Source organism: uncultured Sphingomonas sp. (assembly GCF_964237155.1).
Classification (GTDB): domain Bacteria; phylum Pseudomonadota; class Alphaproteobacteria; order Sphingomonadales; family Sphingomonadaceae; genus Sphingomonas.
Genome location: NZ_CAXSHH010000052.1, coordinates 1 through 16,082, shown reverse-complemented (window position 1 = coordinate 16,082; position 16,082 = coordinate 1). Strand labels below are relative to the sequence as shown.

13 protein-coding genes are annotated in these 16,082 nt (G+C 69.2%); 5 read left to right on the top strand and 8 right to left on the bottom strand.

Annotated features, from left to right (window positions below):
- The 4 genes from ACFE71_RS11285 to ACFE71_RS11270 form a co-directional block, all read right to left on the bottom strand.
- Positions 1-565 (bottom strand): ATPase domain-containing protein (locus ACFE71_RS11285; protein WP_375428888.1); only part of this gene is annotated, 565 nt, incomplete at its 3' end.
- Positions 566-898: 333 nt separating this feature from the next.
- Positions 899-1,741 carry a 4-(cytidine 5'-diphospho)-2-C-methyl-D-erythritol kinase gene (locus ACFE71_RS11280; RefSeq protein ID WP_375428887.1) on the bottom strand — a complete coding sequence of 281 codons (843 nt, stop codon included), beginning with the start codon at positions 1,739-1,741 and terminating at the stop codon, positions 899-901.
- 163 nt (positions 1,742-1,904) lie between these two features.
- Positions 1,905-3,464 (bottom strand): hypothetical protein, encoded by a 1,560-nt coding sequence (locus ACFE71_RS11275; RefSeq protein WP_375428886.1) that lies wholly within the window; start codon positions 3,462-3,464, stop codon positions 1,905-1,907.
- Positions 3,465-3,570: 106 nt separating this feature from the next.
- On the bottom strand, positions 3,571-5,226 hold the full coding sequence (locus ACFE71_RS11270; RefSeq protein ID WP_375428885.1) for an electron transfer flavoprotein-ubiquinone oxidoreductase: 1,656 nt from the start codon (positions 5,224-5,226) through the stop codon (positions 3,571-3,573).
- 109 nt (positions 5,227-5,335) lie between these two features.
- On the opposite strand from ACFE71_RS11270, the gene ACFE71_RS11265 reads away from it, so the two are divergent.
- Genes ACFE71_RS11265 through moaB form a run of 3 tightly spaced genes read left to right on the top strand, consistent with a single transcriptional unit; the run spans position 5,336 to position 8,422 of the window.
- The gene (locus ACFE71_RS11265; RefSeq protein WP_375428884.1) at positions 5,336-6,052 is read left to right on the top strand and encodes a uracil-DNA glycosylase; all 717 of its coding nucleotides are present in this window, start codon (positions 5,336-5,338) and stop codon (positions 6,050-6,052) included.
- Positions 6,049-7,905 carry a transglycosylase SLT domain-containing protein gene (locus tag ACFE71_RS11260; RefSeq protein WP_375428883.1) on the top strand — a complete coding sequence of 619 codons (1,857 nt, stop codon included), beginning with the start codon at positions 6,049-6,051 and terminating at the stop codon, positions 7,903-7,905. Before ACFE71_RS11265 ends, ACFE71_RS11260 begins: the two co-directional genes overlap by 4 nt.
- On the top strand, positions 7,895-8,422 hold the full coding sequence (moaB, locus tag ACFE71_RS11255) for a molybdenum cofactor biosynthesis protein B (protein WP_375428882.1): 528 nt from the start codon (positions 7,895-7,897) through the stop codon (positions 8,420-8,422). The genes ACFE71_RS11260 and moaB overlap by 11 nt, the downstream gene beginning before the upstream one ends.
- Positions 8,423-8,431: 9 nt before the next feature.
- Here the strand turns inward: moaB and ACFE71_RS11250 are convergent, their stop codons facing one another.
- Positions 8,432-8,617, bottom strand: a complete 186-nt coding sequence (locus ACFE71_RS11250; protein ID WP_375428881.1) for a hypothetical protein — start codon at positions 8,615-8,617, stop codon at positions 8,432-8,434.
- A gap of 110 nt (positions 8,618-8,727) precedes the next feature.
- Here ACFE71_RS11250 and ACFE71_RS11245 point away from each other — a divergent pair, with 110 nt between their 5' ends.
- A complete protein-coding gene (locus tag ACFE71_RS11245; RefSeq protein ID WP_375428880.1) occupies positions 8,728-9,801 on the top strand; it encodes a PA0069 family radical SAM protein in 1,074 nt (357 codons plus the stop codon).
- A gap of 55 nt (positions 9,802-9,856) precedes the next feature.
- Positions 9,857-10,045 (top strand): hypothetical protein, encoded by a 189-nt coding sequence (locus tag ACFE71_RS11240; protein ID WP_375428879.1) that lies wholly within the window; start codon positions 9,857-9,859, stop codon positions 10,043-10,045.
- A gap of 3 nt (positions 10,046-10,048) precedes the next feature.
- Here ACFE71_RS11240 and ACFE71_RS11235 read toward each other — a convergent pair whose 3' ends face one another.
- The 3 genes from ACFE71_RS11235 to ACFE71_RS11225 form a co-directional block, all read right to left on the bottom strand.
- The gene (locus ACFE71_RS11235; protein WP_375428878.1) at positions 10,049-11,668 is read right to left on the bottom strand and encodes a long-chain fatty acid--CoA ligase; all 1,620 of its coding nucleotides are present in this window, start codon (positions 11,666-11,668) and stop codon (positions 10,049-10,051) included.
- A gap of 17 nt (positions 11,669-11,685) precedes the next feature.
- A complete protein-coding gene (gene dnaE / locus ACFE71_RS11230) occupies positions 11,686-15,273 on the bottom strand; it encodes a DNA polymerase III subunit alpha (protein ID WP_375428877.1) in 3,588 nt (1,195 codons plus the stop codon).
- 183 nt (positions 15,274-15,456) lie between these two features.
- On the bottom strand, positions 15,457-16,082 hold a 626-nt coding region (locus ACFE71_RS11225; protein ID WP_375428876.1), incomplete at its 5' end, for an ABC transporter ATP-binding protein.

Here is a 16,082-nt window from a genome sequence, read left to right as displayed (position 1 = left end):
GGCGCGCCTGGAGGCCGACATGGCTGTCGCCCATCTCGCCCTCGATCTCCGCGCGCGGGACGAGCGCCGCGACCGAGTCGATCACGAGCACGTCGACCGCGTTGGAGCGGACGAGCGTGTCGGTGATCTCGAGCGCCTGCTCGCCGGTATCAGGCTGCGAGACGATGAGATTGTCGACGTCGACGCCCAGCTTCTTGGCGTAGACGGGGTCGAGCGCATGCTCGGCGTCGACGAAGGCGGCGGTGCCGCCGTTCTTCTGCGCCTCGGCGATGACGTGGAGCGCGAGCGTGGTCTTGCCCGACGACTCCGGCCCGTAGATCTCGACGATGCGGCCCTTGGGCAGCCCGCCGACGCCGAGCGCGATGTCGAGGCCGAGCGAGCCGGTCGAGATCACCTCGACCTTCATCGCCTCGCGCTGGCCGAGCTTCATCGCCGAACCCTTGCCGAAGGCGCGGTCGATCTGCGCGAGGGCGGCGTCGAGCGCCTTCTGGCGGTCGTTGCTCGCGGCGGTGGTGGAGGTCGCGGTTGCCATGCGGGTATCGATCACCTTGAGATTGGCGGCCATTCGTTCTGCTCCATGCGCTATAGCAATCACGCGAGCCCTTCAACGCGCGACTGGTCGGATACACCCTGTCGGTGGTGAGAACAAGATAAGAACATAAGGGGCGAGTTCAAGTGAACACCGTCCGTCCGGACCCTGAAAAGGAAGCACCGAAACCAGAAAGGGCGGCCTTTTCGGGCCGCCCTTTCGCACCATGGCGCGCGGGCGCGTGGACCATCGACGGATGCGCGAGGCCATGCCCCTTGTCGGACCCGTCGCGTCGTCCATGAAGGATCGACGGCTAACGGATCGCTAGGGTCCATCCTTAACCGGATCGGCTTCGCGGCGCCCCCCCGATCAGGCGAGTTCGGTTTCGAGGCACCACCAGCCCCGCATGCGCGCGACCGCCGCGGCGGCTGCGCGGGCGGCGGCATCCTCGAACAGCGCGAAGCAGGTCGCGCCCGAGCCAGACATACGGGCCAGTAGGACGCCGGGGGCGTTCGTCAGCGGACCGAGCACCCGGTCGATGACGGGAGCGAGCCCGCGCGCGGGCGGTTCCAGGTCGTTGCGGCCGGCGCGGGCGCGAGCGAGCAGGTCGCCCTCCCCGATCGCCCCCCGGTCCACGCCGTCCCAGCGCGCGAAGACGGCGGCGGTCGAGACGGGAACGCCCGGGTTGACCAGCAGGACGGGGGTGCCGGGAAGGCCGGCGATCTCCTCCAGCGCGTCGCCCCTGCCCCGCCCGATCGTCGTGCGGCCGATAAGGCAGGCGGGAACGTCCGCGCCAAGGCGGGCGGCGATGGCCGCGAGCCTGAGATCGATGGATGGGATCGCGCGGAGACGGGCAAGCGCGCGGAGAATAGCGGCGGCGTCGGCCGAGCCGCCACCGATGCCCGAGGCGATGGGCAGGTTCTTGGTGAGGACGATGCGGTGCGCTTGGGCGATGCGGTACTCCGCGGCGAAAGCGTCTGCGGCGCGGGTGACGAGGTTGTCGGCCCAGGGTGCCGGGTCCGCACCGCCGGTCAAGGCCGCGGCGAACGGCCCCGTGATGGTGAAGCGGTTCTCGGCTGCGGGTTCCAGCTCGATCAGGTCGCCATCGCGGCAAAAGGCGAAGAGCGTTTCGAGTTCGTGATAACCATCGGGGCGGCGGTGGCGGACGTGGAGCGCGAGGTTGACCTTGGCGGGAGCGGGTTCGGTGATCATGGGGCGGGGTTGGCGGCCGTCGGGTCGGTTGCCAAGGCTTTGTCCTATCTTTTCCGTCACCCCGGACTTGATCCGGGGTCCCGCTGACGCCTTGCGGCCCGGCGCGCGTGGGAAACAGCGGGACCCCGGATCAAGTCCGGGGTGACGAAGGAGGAGATACATCTCAATCCCGCGCGGTCAGGCCGTCCGCGACCTTGCCTTCGATCCGTGCCTTTTCGCCCGTTTCCGCGACCAGCACCGCAGCCGTCCAGGCGTGGCGCGCCTCGAAACGGCGGCCGAGCGTCCAATAGGCGTCGCCCAGGTGATCGGCGATCTCGGCGTTGGTCGGCTCTCCTTGCACGGCCGTCTCCAGGAGCGGGAGGGCGCGGGGGGTGTCGCCGGTCAGGTGATAGGCCCAGCCGAGCGAGTCGGTGATCCCGGCATTGTCAGGGGCGAGGCGATGGGCGCGCTCCAACAAGCGGGTCGAGGCGCGGGTCGCTTCACCGCGGGTCAGGCGGGCATAGGCCAGGTAGTTGAGCGCGACCGCTTCGTCGGGGGCGAGCCGGGCCGCCGTCGCGAGCGCGGCGCGCGCCTCGGGCCAGCGGCCGGCCTGTTCGAGCGCGCCGCCGAACTGCATCCAGACGAGCCATTCCCGCGCGCCGTCACCGGTCGCGATCCGTCGGTAATAGGGCACCGACTCCGCGACGCGGCCGGTGTCGGCGAGGAGGTCGGCATAGCCCTGCCACTCGTCGCGGCCCGCTCCCGCTCGACCGGCGGCGCGGGCGGCTTCGGCGAGCGCCTCGGGACGGCGGCCGGCATTGGTGAGTGTCGCGATGCGCGCGGCGGTGGCGACTTGCGCGAAGGGACCGTCGGCACGGATCCGGTCGAGCGCGGCGAGCGCGTGGGCGGTCGCGCCCCCTTTGCCGAGCACGGTCGCGAGCAGCAGGCGGGCGCGGTCGTGGCCAGGCTCCGCGAGCAGGGCCGCGCGGGTGAGCGTGACGGCGAGCGGGTTGGGCTCGTCGCCGGTCGCGAGATCGGCCGCGACCCGCGTGAACAGGCGCGATATGCCGAAGCCGAGCGAGGGCTGGACGGCGTCGCGGGCGAGCGCCTGGCCGATGGTCGCCTGGTCGGCGGGGAAGAGCGCGCGGGCTAGGTCGGGCTTGCCCACAGCCCCGAGAAGCTGCGCGGCGTCGATGCGGAGGTCGAGCCCGGCGTCGATCCCGCCGAGCGAGCGGATGAGCGTGAGTGCCTCCGTCTCGCGGCCGGCGGCGATCAGGAAGGCGGCGCGGGCCTCGGTCGCGAGGCGCCGCCGGACGGGCTCGGTGCCGGCGTCGTCCAGCGCGGCGAACGGGTCCGCGCCGTTCGCGCGGGCGATCCAGGCGCGGAGCACCGGGACGACGATCACGAGGCGGGTACGGGAGAGTTTGGCGGTGCCCGCCTCGACTGCGGCGGTATCGCCGGTCCGGGCGGTGCGGGCGATGGCGAGAAGGGTGGCGTCCTCGGGCGCGACGCCCGCCCGGTCGAGGATCGCGACCGCGCGGGCGGCGAGGTCGAGGTCGCCCGCCGACAAGGCTTCGCGGTAGGCGCGGATCGCGACGGGGATGTCGGGGGAGATCGCCAGCGCGCGGGCGTAATCGGCCGTGGCGCTGGTCGGGTCGCCGCGCTCGGCGGCTATACGGGCTCGCAGGTACGGCGCGAGCGGGCCCGTGTCGGCGAGCGCTGGAGTAGGCGCAATTAGGAGCATTAACAAAGCGCCGCCGCAGCAAAGCCGCGTCGTCGATCCTCGCTTTGGCGAGGTCGGCCGAGCCGAGCGCCGCGTGCTTGCGCTTCGCGCTTGCGCGTGGCGCTCGCTACATATTCGGATAGTTCGGCCCACCGCCGCCCTCCGGCACCACCCATTTGATGTTCTGGCGCGGGTCCTTGATGTCGCATGTCTTGCAGTGGACGCAGTTCTGGGCGTTGATGACGTATTCGGGCTGGTCGGTGTCCTCGCCGACGACCTCATAAACGCCGGCCGGGCAGTAATGGCGCGAGGGCTCGTCGTAGTTGGGCAGATTGTACTTGATCGGGTTCTCCGGGTCGCGGAGCGTCAGGTGGACGGGTTGGTCCTCGGCATGGTTGGTGTTCGACAGGAACACCGACGACAGCTTGTCGAAGGTGAGCACGCCGTCGGGCTTCGGATAGACGGGCGGGGTCACCTGGTCCTTGCGCCAGAGCGACTCGTGGTCGGGATGGTGCTTCATCGTCCAGGGCATCCTGAGACCGAAATGCTCGAGCCACATCTGGACGCCCGACAGCGCCGAGCCGGCGAAGTCGCCGAACTTCTTGACGGTGGGCACGACGTTGCGGACGACCGACAGCTCCTTGTAGAGCCAGCTCGCCTTGAACGCCTCGGGATAAGCAGTGAGCTCGTCGCCTTCGCGACCCGCTTGGATCGCCTCGAACGCGGCCTCGGCGGCCAGCATACCGGATTTCTGGGCGCCGTGGACACCCTTGATGCGCGGCACGTTCAGGAAGCCCGCCGAACAGCCGATCAGGACACCGCCCGGGAAGGTAAGCTTGGGGATGGACTGGAGCCCGCCGTCGTTGATCGCGCGCGCGCCGTAGGAGACGCGCTTGCCGCCTTCCAGCAGCTCGGCGACGGCCGGGTGCGTCTTCCACTTCTGCATCTCGCCGAACGGCGAGAGGTAGGGGTTGGCGTAGTTGAGCCAGGTGACGAAGCCGATCGACACCTGGCCGTTCGCCTGGTGATAGATCCAGCCGCCGCCGTTGGCGTGGCCGTCGAGCGGATACCCTTGCGTGTGGACGACGCGGCCGAGGACGTGCTTGCCGGGCGCGAGGTCCCACAGTTCCTTGATGCCGAGGCCGTAGACCTGGGGCTGGCTGTCGCGTTGGAGGTCGAACAGCGCGATCACCTCCTTGGTCAGGTGGCCGCGCACGCCCTCGGAGAAGAAGGTGTACTTCGCGTGGATCTCGAGGCCGGGAGTATAGTCGGGCTTGTGCGTGCCGTCGCGCGCGACGCCCATGTCGCCGGTGGCCACCCCCTTCACGCGGCCGTCCTCGTGGAACAGCACCTCGGCGGCGGCGAAGCCAGGGAAGATCTCGACGCCCAGCTCCTCAGCCTTGCCCCCAAGCCAGCGGCACAGGTTGGCGAGCGAGACGGTGTAGGTGCCCTTGTTATGAAGGAAAGGCGGGGTCCAAAGGTGCGGCAGGTTGAACTTGCGCTTCTCGGTCAGGACCCAATGGTAGTTATCGGTCACCGGCGTCTCGGCGAGCGGACAGTCGGTGTCGCGCCAGTCGGGGATCAGTTCGTCCATCGCGGTCGGGTCGACGACCGCGCCCGATAGGATATGCGCGCCGACTTCCGAGCCCTTCTCCAGGACGCAGACGGACAGCTCCGATCCCGCCTCGGCGGTGAGTTGCTTCAGCCGGATCGCGGCGGTGAGGCCCGCGGGGCCTGCGCCGACGATCACGACATCGTAGGGCATCGACTCGCGTTCGGTCATTCTCAAAAACTCCAAGCCCGCCCGTCCGGTCGCGAGGGGGCGTCATCCGGTCCCGTATCGCGATCGGGTGGATTGACGTTCGCGTCAACCTCGTCGCAACGTTTATGTAATGGGGGTTGCACCGGATTTCAGCGGGCCGATGCTCGAAGCGACGCTCGATTGGTGGCGCGAGGCGGGGGTCGACGTGCTCGTCGAGGACGCGCCGCGGAATTGGTTCGCGCAAGCGGTCCCCTCCCCTGCAGTCCCGGCGGTCGATGCCGATACGAGCGGCCTGCTGCCCGACAACTTGGACGCGTTCCTCGCGTGGCGCGGCGGGGAGCATGCGCCCGAGGCGCAGTGGGTCGGGCCCGGCGTGCTGGCGAGCGGACCCGCAGACGCCGCGGTCATGATCCTCGTCGACGTGCCCGACCGTGACGATTGTTCGGCGGGCAAGCTGCTGACCGGGGAGCCCGGGCGGCTGTTCGACCGTATGCTCGCCGCGATCGGGCTGACGCGCGAGGCCGTGCATCTGGTGTCGGTCTGCTCCAAGCGGCCGGCGTCGGGGCGGGTCGGCCGCGCTGACGAGGCGCGGCTGGGCGAGGTCGCGCGGCGGCATGTCGAGCTCGTCGCGCCCAAGCGGCTGATGGTAATGGGCGACGCGGCCAGCCGTGCGGTGCTCGGGATGAACGTGCTCCAGGCGCGCGGTCGTTCGCACCCGCTCAACCGGGAGGACGGGACAGGCGAAGTGGTGGCGAGCTTTCATCCGCGCTTCCTGCTCGAACATCCCGGCCGCAAGCGCGAGGCCTGGGTGGACCTGCGAATGCTGATTCGGGGAATAGCGGAATGATGCCTGGGTTTATCCTGATGCTTGCGACCGCGGCGACCGCCACCCCGGCCGTTGCGGCCGAGCCGCCCCCAACGGTACCGGCCGCCGCGATCATGACGCGCGACCGCGTTCCGGCGCAGCTCGATGTGGGGCAGCGCAAGGGATATGCCGCGGTGTTCGGCGCGATCCGCGAGGAGCGGTGGACCGACGCGCAGATCACGCTTGACGGGATGGCGCCCGGGCCGCTCCATGCGGTCGCGCGCGCCGAGCTATATACCGCGAAGAACTCGCCCCGGGTCGAGTTGGAGCCGCTCGTCGCGTTATTGAACCAGGCTCCCGAGCTGCCGCAGGCCGCCGCGCTGGCCAAGCTGGCGCGCGCGCGCGGAGCGCAGGACCTGCCTCCGCTGCCCGAGGCGCAGCGGCTGATCTGGCAGGACGGCGCACCGCGCCGCGTCCACGCCAAGGCGATCAAAAGCGACCTGATCGCGGCGGACCTCGCGCTACGGATGCAGCCCTTGGTGAGAGTGGACGACGGTGCGGCGGCGCATGCGCTGCTGGACGCGACAGAGGGCTTGAGCGCCGAGGCTTCGACCGAATGGCGGGCGCGGATCGCGTGGATCTATTTCCTCCAGGGCGACGACGCGAATGCGCGGTCGTTGGCCGCGCGGGCCGAAGCGGGCGCGGGCGAATGGGCCCTCCAGGCGCGGTGGACGGGAGCGCTGTCGGCCTGGCGCGCGCGCGACTTCCGCGCGGCGGGCGCGGCGTTCGAGGGCGTGGCGGCACGCGCGACGGATGTCGATCTGCGCGCGGCCGGGCTGTATTGGGCGGCGCGCGCCGACATCGCGGGCGCGCGGCCCGACCGGGTCGAGGGTCGCCTGAAGGCGGCGGCGCAGTTCTCCGAGTCGTTCTACGGCCAGCTCGCGGCGCAGGCGCTCGGGGTCAGGGGCGGGGCGAAGCCGGCGACGGGAATGGTAGCGGCGGACTGGGCGGCACTCGACAAGCGCCCGAACGTCCGCGTCGCGGCGGCGTTGGTGGAGTTGGGCGAAACCGACCTGGCCGACGACGTGCTCCGCCAGCAGGCCAGGATCGGCAGCCCGGCGGAGTTCCAAAGCCTCATGCGGCTGGCGGGCACGCTCGACCTGCCCGCGACGAGCCTTTGGATGGCGCATAACTGCCCCGTGGGGTTCAAGCCCGCGGCGGAGGCGCGCTATCCGACGCCCAACTGGAAGCCCGACAGCGGCTGGCGAGTCGACAAGGCGCTCGTCTATGCCCACACGTTGGAGGAATCGCGGTTCCGCAGCAAGGTCGTCAGCCCGGCGGGAGCGTACGGCCTGATGCAGATCATGCCCGCCGCCGCGATCGACTTCGCGCGCGAGCGTGGACTGGCAGGGGCCGACAGGGCTTTCCTGAGCAGGCCGTCGACCAACATGGATGTCGGCCAGCGGCATCTGGAGCGGTTGCGCGACATGCGTCAGACCACGGGCGGGCTGCTGCCCAAGGTGATCGCGGCGTATAACGCCGGGCCCAAGCATGTCGGCGAGTGGAACGCGCTGATCCGTGACGGCGGTGATCCGCTGCTTTATATCGAGTCGATCCCGTATTGGGAGACGCGCGGATACGTGACCACGGTGCTGCGTAATTATTGGATGTACGAGGGCGTAGGCGGCAAGTCGGCTTCGACCAGTCGGAAGGCGTTGGCGCAGGGCATGTGGCCGCATTTCCCCGGATCGCCGGGAGCCGGCGCGGTGCGGATCAAGACCCCGATCGCGCCCTTCGTGCCGCGCCCGGCCAGCCTTCCCGCTCCCGTCCCGTCTTCCTCTCTCGCCGGCGAGCCGGCCACGGCGCGGTCGGCGCTGATCGCCGATGCCGATTGACGAGACCCGCCGCTTCGTTCCGGTCCGCATCGCCGTCCTGACGGTTTCCGACACGCGCGGCTTGGCGGAGGATAGATCGGGGGACCTGCTGGTCGAGCGATTGCTGGCGGCGGGACATGAACTGGCGGACCGATGCATCGAACGCGACGTCGTCGACTTGATCGTCGCCAGGCTTGACGGCTGGATCGACGATCCGGGCGTGGACTGCGTCGTGACGACGGGCGGTACGGGCGTGACCGGGCGCGACGTGAGCCCCGAGGCGATCGAACGCGTCGCCGACAAGATGATCCCGGGCTTCGGCGAGCTGTTCCGGTGGCTCAGCTTCCGGACGATCGGCACGTCGACGATCCAGTCTCGCGCCTGCGCATGCGTGGCGCGCGGTACTTATATCTTTGCACTACCGGGATCGACGGGCGCGGTCCGGGACGGATGGGACGACATCCTGCGCGATCAGCTCGACAGCCGACACCGACCCTGCAACTTCGTCGAGCTGATGCCGAGGCTGCTGGAACGCTGATCGCACGGCCTATCGGTCGAACGACGAAGCCAGGAAGCGAATCAGGGCGGCGAAACTGCCGATGCTGAAGGGCATGAGGAACGTCACCAACGCCATGACCAGGAACAGGCGCGCGGCTCCTTCCGACGATCGCGCCGGCTCGGGCGGCTCGGCGGGTTCTTCGCGAGGCCAGACGCTGTGCTCGTCGATGAACATGGCTTTCCCCGGCATTCATGGCCTTCCCCATCAACGTCGAGCGTCGGTCCAGGTTGCACGGAGTCCAGCTCCGTTCTTGTTACGTTCTCAGATAAATGCTACGACGCTCCATGGCTAAATCCCGACCCGTGCGCGGTGCGACTTCGAACGCGGTGAGCGGGCGACTCAGGTCGCTCGGCGTTGACCATGACGGCGACTGGCTTGACGAACGCGAGTCGCTGGACGGGGTACCGTTGCCGCTCCGGACGACGGTGACGGTCGAGCGGCCGCGAACGATCATTAGCCGCAACGCATCGCCCGACATGTCGTTCGACCGGTCGATAAATCCGTACCGGGGCTGCGAGCATGGCTGCATATACTGCTATGCGCGGCCGAGCCACGCTTTCCACGATCTGTCGCCGGGGCTGGATTTCGAGAGCCGGCTGTTCGCCAAGCCCGATGCGGCGGCGCTGCTCAGGCGGGAGCTGGCGCGGCCGGGCTACCTGCCCGCGCCCATCGCGCTTGGGACGAACACCGATCCGTACCAACCGATCGAGCGCGAATGGGGCATCACGCGCGAGGTGATCGCGGTGCTGGCCGAGTGCCGTCACCCGCTGACGATCACGACCAAGTCGGACCGGGTCGTGCGGGATATCGACCTGCTCGCGCCGATGGCCGCGCAGGGTTTGGCGAGCGTATGCGTGTCGGTGACATCGCTCGATCCCAAGATCGCGACCACCATCGAGCCGCGCGCGCCGCATCCGGAAAAGCGCTTGGCGGCGGTGCGCAAGCTCGCGGACGCCGGGGTGCCCGTGTACGTCTCGATCGCGCCCGTCATACCGGCGATCACCGATCATGAGATCGAGCATCTGGTCGAGCGCGCGGCGGGAGCGGGGGCGAGCGCGGCCTTCTTCATCCCGGTGCGGTTGCCGCACGAGGTGGCGCCGTTGTTCAAGTCGTGGCTGGACGAGCATTTCCCGGACCGCGCGGGCAAGGTGATGTCGACGATCCGGTCGATGCGGGGCGGCCGCGAGAACGATCCGGGGTTCTTCACGCGGCTGCGCGGGTCGGGCCCTTGGGCGCAGTTGCTCGGCGCGAGATTCGATATCGCTTGCCGTAGGCACGGCTTGAACGGACGACGGATCACGTTGCGCTCCGACCTGTTCCGGCCGCCGGCGGGGCCGCAAGGCGAGCTGTTCGGGTGAGGCAACCCGCTCCGGCACCGGTCGTTGTTCCATTCGACGTATGAAAGGATGCACCATGACCGACCAGAAGCGCGACATGCCGGCCGTCCAGCCGCTCAGCCCCAACGACGCCGACCGCGAGGGGGCGGGGTCGGGCGCCGGTTCCGGGGCCGAGCCGAGCGAGGATGCGGGTGCCGGATACGGGAACCACGCGATGCCAGACCTGGAGGGCGAGCCGGGTGACTCGAGCAACGACGGACGCTGACGCTCACGCGGCGAGCGGGTGATCCTTGTACCGCTCGCGCAGCGCGGTCTTGAGCAGTTTGCCGGTGGCGGTGTGCGGAAGTTCATCGACGAATATAATCTCGTCGGGAAGCCACCATTTTGCGACATGCTCGCCCAGATGCGCGGTGATCTCGGCCGCGCCGACCATGCTGTCGCGTTTACGGACGACGAGCAGCAGCGGGCGTTCGTCCCAGCGGGGGTGATGGACGCCGATCGCCGCCGCCTCGGCGACGCCAGGGCAGCCGACGGCCGCGTTCTCCAGTTCGACCGAACTGATCCATTCGCCGCCGGACTTGATGACATCCTTCGCGCGATCGGTGATCTGCATGGTGCCGTCGGGGTGAAACAACGCGACATCGCCCGTGTCGAACCAGCTGTCGACATCGACCGCCGACTCGTCCGCCTTGAAGTAGCGCGCCATCACCCAAGGCCCTCGACATTGCAGCCTACCCGAGCTCCGGCCGTCACGGGGCAGCACCGCGCCCTCGTCATCAACGGTGCGGAGTTCGACGCCGAACGGAGCTCGCCCCTGCATCGCGACCTGGTCGACCTGCCTGTCGAAGCTGAGTTCGTCCCAGTCGGGCGAGCGAGCACCCATCGTACCGATCGGCGAGGTCTCGGTCATGCCCCAGGCGTGATTGACGCGCACGCCCATCCGCATGATTCGCTCGATCATCGCGCGCGGCGCGGCCGATCCGCCAATGGTCACGAGCTTGAGATGCTCGGGCGCGGTGCCGGTCGCGTCCATATGCGCGAACAGGCCGAGCCAGACGGTGGGTACGCCCGCCGAATGGGTCACGCGCTCGCGGTTCATCAGGTCGCATAGCACCGCCGGTTCGTTGATGGCGGAGAACACGTATTTGCATCCGGCGACCGCTCCGGCGAACGGCAGGCCCCAGGCGGCGGCGTGGAACATCGGCACGATCGGCAGCACCACCGATCGCGTGTCGAGGTCGAACACCGCCGGTTGGACTTCGGCGAGCGCGTGGATCACGCTGGAACGGTGGGTATAGAGCACGCCCTTGGGATCGCCGGTCGTGCCGCTGGTGTAGCAGAGCATGCACGGGTCGCGCTCGGGACCCTCGAACCAGGCGAAGTCGCCGTCCTCGGCGTCGACGACCGCCCGGAAGGTGCCCTCGCCCTCCCCGTCCATGACCAAATAGTGCTCGATCGTCGTGAAGCGGTCGCGCAATCGATCGACTAGGGGCTGGAAGGCACGGTCGTACAGGAGGACGCGATCTTCGGCGTGGTTGGCGATATAGGTCAGCTGGTCGTCGAACAACCTGGGGTTGATCGTGTGGATCACGCCGCCCATGCCCGTAGCGCCGTACCACGCGGCGAGGTGGTGCGCGTGGTTCATCGCCAGCGTCGCGACGCGGTCACCGGGCTGGAGGCCGAGGCGGACGAGAGCCTGGGCCAGGCGGCGGGCGTCGTGGGCGACCCCGGCCCAATCCGATCGGGTCTCGCTTCCGTCGGCCCAGCGGGTGATGATCTCGCGCCCGCCATGCTCGCGCGCGGCATGCTCGACGAGGCGCGGCACGCGCAGCTCGAAATCCTGCATTCCGCCCAGTTCTCGGCCACCCAGTTCTCGGCCACCCAGCATCCGGCTCTCCCAGGCCTTTATCCGACGAGCGCCAGCCGCGTTTCGCTGTTCCGGAGCTCGACCTTCACGATACCGTGCAACAGCTCGATCCGGCCCGCAAGCTCCGCGTCGAGCAGGAAGTCACGGCCGAGCAGGATCGTCGCTTCCGCTGCGTCCGGATGGCGCGTGACCACGCGCACCTCGCCGCGCGCGCCGCGATGATGCCGGAGCATGCCGGCCAGCGCGGGAAAGGCGGCGGGGTCGTCGATCGTCGCCTCGATCACGAAACGCGCGGTGGTGGCGAGCCCGTCGAACGACTGGACGCGGCGAACGCTGACGCGCGGCGCGTCCTCGCCGGGGCGGCGGTCGAGTTCCACCGTGATCAGCGCGCATTTCGCCTCGCGCGCGGCCTCCTCCAGATCCTTGGCGACCGCCTCGTCGAAGCAGGTGGCGGAGAACTGGCCGGAGGCGTCGGAGAGCTGGGCCATGAGATAGCGCTTGCCGCGCGCGGACTGGCGCCAGCGGGCCTCCTCGACAAGCACGGCCATGGTCGCGCCCGCGCGGCTGCCGTCGTCGCGGATGTCGAGCTCGCCAAGCGCGGCGTAGGCGCGCGCGCCGTGGGTGCGGGCGATGTGCGAATGGCGATCGACCGGGTGGGCGGAGAAATAGAAGCCGAACGCCTCCTTCTCCTGCTCCATCCGCTCCGACAGCGTCCAGTTCGCGGGCGCCAGCTTGATCGCGTCGCCCGCGTGGCTCTCCCCGCCAAACAGGCCACCCTGCCCGCTCGTCTTCGCATCGTGCGTCCGCGCGGCGACTGCCAGGATCGCGTCGGCGGCGGCGTGGAGGCCCGCGCGGTTCAAATCGAGCTCGTCGAACGCGCCCGCGGCGGCGAGCGTCTCGAGCTGGCGCTTGTTGAACAGTCGGGGATCGACGCGGGTGGCGAGGTCGTCGATGTTGGCGAAGGTGCCGCCGTTCGTGCGTTCGACGACGAGCCGCTCCATGGCTCCCTCGCCGACCGACTTGAGCGCGGCCAAGGCGTAGCGGACTTTCGGGCCGTTTTCATCGACTTGGACGTCGAACTCGGCATCCGACATGTTGATGTCTGGACCGCAGACGGTCACCCCGAGGCGGCGGGCATCGTCGACGAAGATGCCGAGCTTGTCCGTCAAGGTCATGTCGTAACACATTGATGCGGCGTAGAATTCGTGTGGGTAATGCGCCTTGAGCCAAGCGGTCTGATAGGCGAGGAGCGCGTAGGCGGCGGCGTGGGACTTGTTGAAGCCATAGCCCGCGAATTTGTCGATCAGGTCGAACAGATCGTTGGCTTGTTGCCGCCCGATGTTGTTGACCGTCCGGCAGCCCTCGACGAAGCCCGCGCGCTGGGCGTCCATCTCCGCCTTCACCTTCTTGCCCATCGCGCGGCGCAAGAGGTCCGCGCCGCCCAGGCTGAAGCCCGCGAGTACCTGCGCGGCCTGCATGACCTGTTCCTGGTAGACGAAGATGCCGTAGGTCTCGGCCAGGATGGGTTCGAGCAGCGCGTGGGGGTAGGCGATCGGCTCCTGCCCGTTCTTGCGACGGCCGAAGCTCGGAATGTTGTCCATCGGGCCGGGGCGGTAGAGCGAGACGAGCGCGATGATGTCGCCGAAGTTCGACGGACGGACGGCCGACAGGGTACGGCGCATGCCCTCCGATTCGAGCTGGAACACGCCGACCGTGTCGCCGCGCTGGAGAAGCTTGTAGACGCCCTCGTCGTCCCAGGCGAGCGCGTCGAGGTCTATCGTTATGCCCCGTTTGCCAAGCAGTTGCGTGGCCTTCTTCAGGACCGACAGTGTCTTCAAGCCGAGAAAGTCGAACTTCACCAGCCCCGCGCCCTCGACATACTTCATGTCGAATTGGGTGACGGGCATGTCGGAGCGCGGGTCGCGGTAGAGCGGGACGAGTTGGGCGAGCGGGCGGTCGCCGATGACGACGCCCGCCGCGTGGGTGGACGAGTGACGCGGCAAGCCTTCGAGCTTCATCGCGAGGTCGAGCAGGCGGCGGACGCCGTTGTCGTTGGCGTATTCGCGCGCGAGCTCGGACACGCCGTTCAGCGCGCGGGTGAGGGTCCAAGGGTCGGTCGGGTGATTGGGGACGAGCTTGGCGAGGCGATCCACCTGGCCGTAGCTCATCTGGAGCACGCGGCCGGTGTCCTTGAGCACGGCGCGCGCCTTCAGGCGGCCGAAGGTGATGATCTGCGCGACCTGGTCGCGGCCATATTTCTCCTGGACGTAACGGATGACCTCGCCCCGCCGCGTTTCGCAAAAGTCGATGTCGAAATCGGGCATCGACACGCGCTCAGGGTTCAGGAACCGCTCGAAGAGCAGGCCGAGCGGGAGCGGATCGAGGTCGGTGATCGTCAGCGCCCAGGCGACGACCGACCCCGCGCCGGAGCCGCGACCCGGGCCGACGGGGATGTCGCGGTCCTTGGCCCATTTGATGAAGTCGGCGACGATCAGGAAATAACCCGGAAAGCCCATCTGGATGATGACGTCGAGCTCGAACTCGAGGCGGTCGCGGTAGGGGCGGGTCCAGTCTTCTCCCGTCCCGCTCGCGGTAGGGGTTGGGGGAGGGTCCATCCGGTCGGAGGCCGTCGTCTGATCGGAACCGCCCTCCCCCGGCCCCTCCCGCGAGCGGGAGGGGAGTCTTAGTTGCTCGATCCGCTTGAGCCGTGCCTCTAGCCCCGCACGGGCGTCGACGCGCAGCATCTCGGCTTCGGCGGCGAGGTCGGGCGGGGTGGCGAGGCTGGGGAGAATCGGTGCGCGGCTGGGGGCCATGACGGCGCAGCGGCGGGCGACCTGGAGCGTGTTGGCGATCGCTTCGGGCAGGTCGGCGAAAAGTTCGGCCATGACGGCGGCGGGCTTGATCCAGGCATGGCGGCAGGTGCGCTTGCGATCCTCGGTCGCGACATAGCTCGACTGCGCGATGCAGAGCATGGCGTCGTGCGCCTCGCCGAAATCGGCCTCGGCGAAGCAGGACGGGTTGGTCGCGACGAGCGGCAGGCCGCGGGCGTAGGCGAGGTTGACCAACGCGGCCTCCGCGGCGATCTCGACCGGGTCGTCGCGGCGGGTGAGCTCGATGTAAAGCCTATTGGGGAAGAGCGCCTGGAGCCGGTCGGCATAGCCGCGCGCGCGGTCGGGCTGATCCTCGGCGAACAGGCGGGCCAGCCCCCCTTCCCCGCCCGCCGTGAGTGCCAGCAGGCCGTCGGTACGGCCCTCGAGCGCGGCGAAGGCGACATGCGCGTCGAGCTCGATCGGGCGATCCAGATGCGCCATCGACACCAGCGCGCACAGATTGTCATAGCCGACCTGGTCCTGCGCGTAGAGCGCGAGCCAATCGAGCGGGGCGGTGACGCCATCGGGCGTGTCGGGACGGCAGACGCCCAGCATCGCGCCGACGATCGGCTGCACGCCGCCCTTCTTCGCCGCGTCCGAGAACGCCATCGCGGCGTAGAGCCCGTTGCGGTCGGTGAGCGCGGCGGCGGGAAAGCGGAGCTCGCGCGCACGATCGACGATCGCCTTGGGCTCGATCGCCCCGTCGAGCATGGTGTACGAAGAAAAGACGCGAAGGGGAACAAAACCGGAATGCATGGAGGGACTATGGGACCGGGTCGTTGATTCGGAAAGCGATTCGGACCGGCGGGATGTGCGCGCGAGAACGATGCGCCGGTGCCGTCGCCGATAGGGCGGGTCCCGTTTCGGTTCGCCGTTACCCCGGACTTGATCCGGGGTCCCGTTTCACTCTCGCGATCTCGACCCCGTCGGCCACCGCGTTCATGCTGCCTCCCCGATCCTGCCGTCATGCAGGCGCACCACGCGGTCCATCCTGGCCGCGAGCCGTTCGTTGTGGGTCGCGACCAGCGCGGCCGAACCTTCGCCACGGACCAATCGGAGGAATTCGGCCAGCACGACCCCGGCGGTGTGTTCGTCGAGATTGCCCGTGGGCTCGTCGGCGAGGACGAGCGTCGGGCGATTGGCGAGCGCGCGCGCGACCGCGACGCGCTGCTGTTCGCCGCCCGACAGCTGGCTGGGGCGGTGCGTCAGCCGGTGACCGAGGCCCAGCGCGGTCAGGAGCGACGCGGCGCGGGCCTGCGCGTCGGCATGGGGCACCTCGCGGACGAGTTGCGGCAGGATCACGTTCTCGGTCGCGTCGAAATCGGGTAACAGGTGATGGAACTGGTAGACGAAGCCGAGCCGGTCGCGGCGGACGAGGGTGCGTCCGGCGGCGTCGAGCTTGGACGCTTCCGCCCCGGCGATGCGGATCGAGCCTTCGAAGCCGCCCTCGAGCAGGCCGACCGCCTGAAGAAGCGTCGACTTGCCCGAGCCCGAGGGGCCGAGCAACGCGACGATCTCGCCGGGCGCGACCTGGAGGTCGACGCCGCGCAGGACCTCGATCGTCT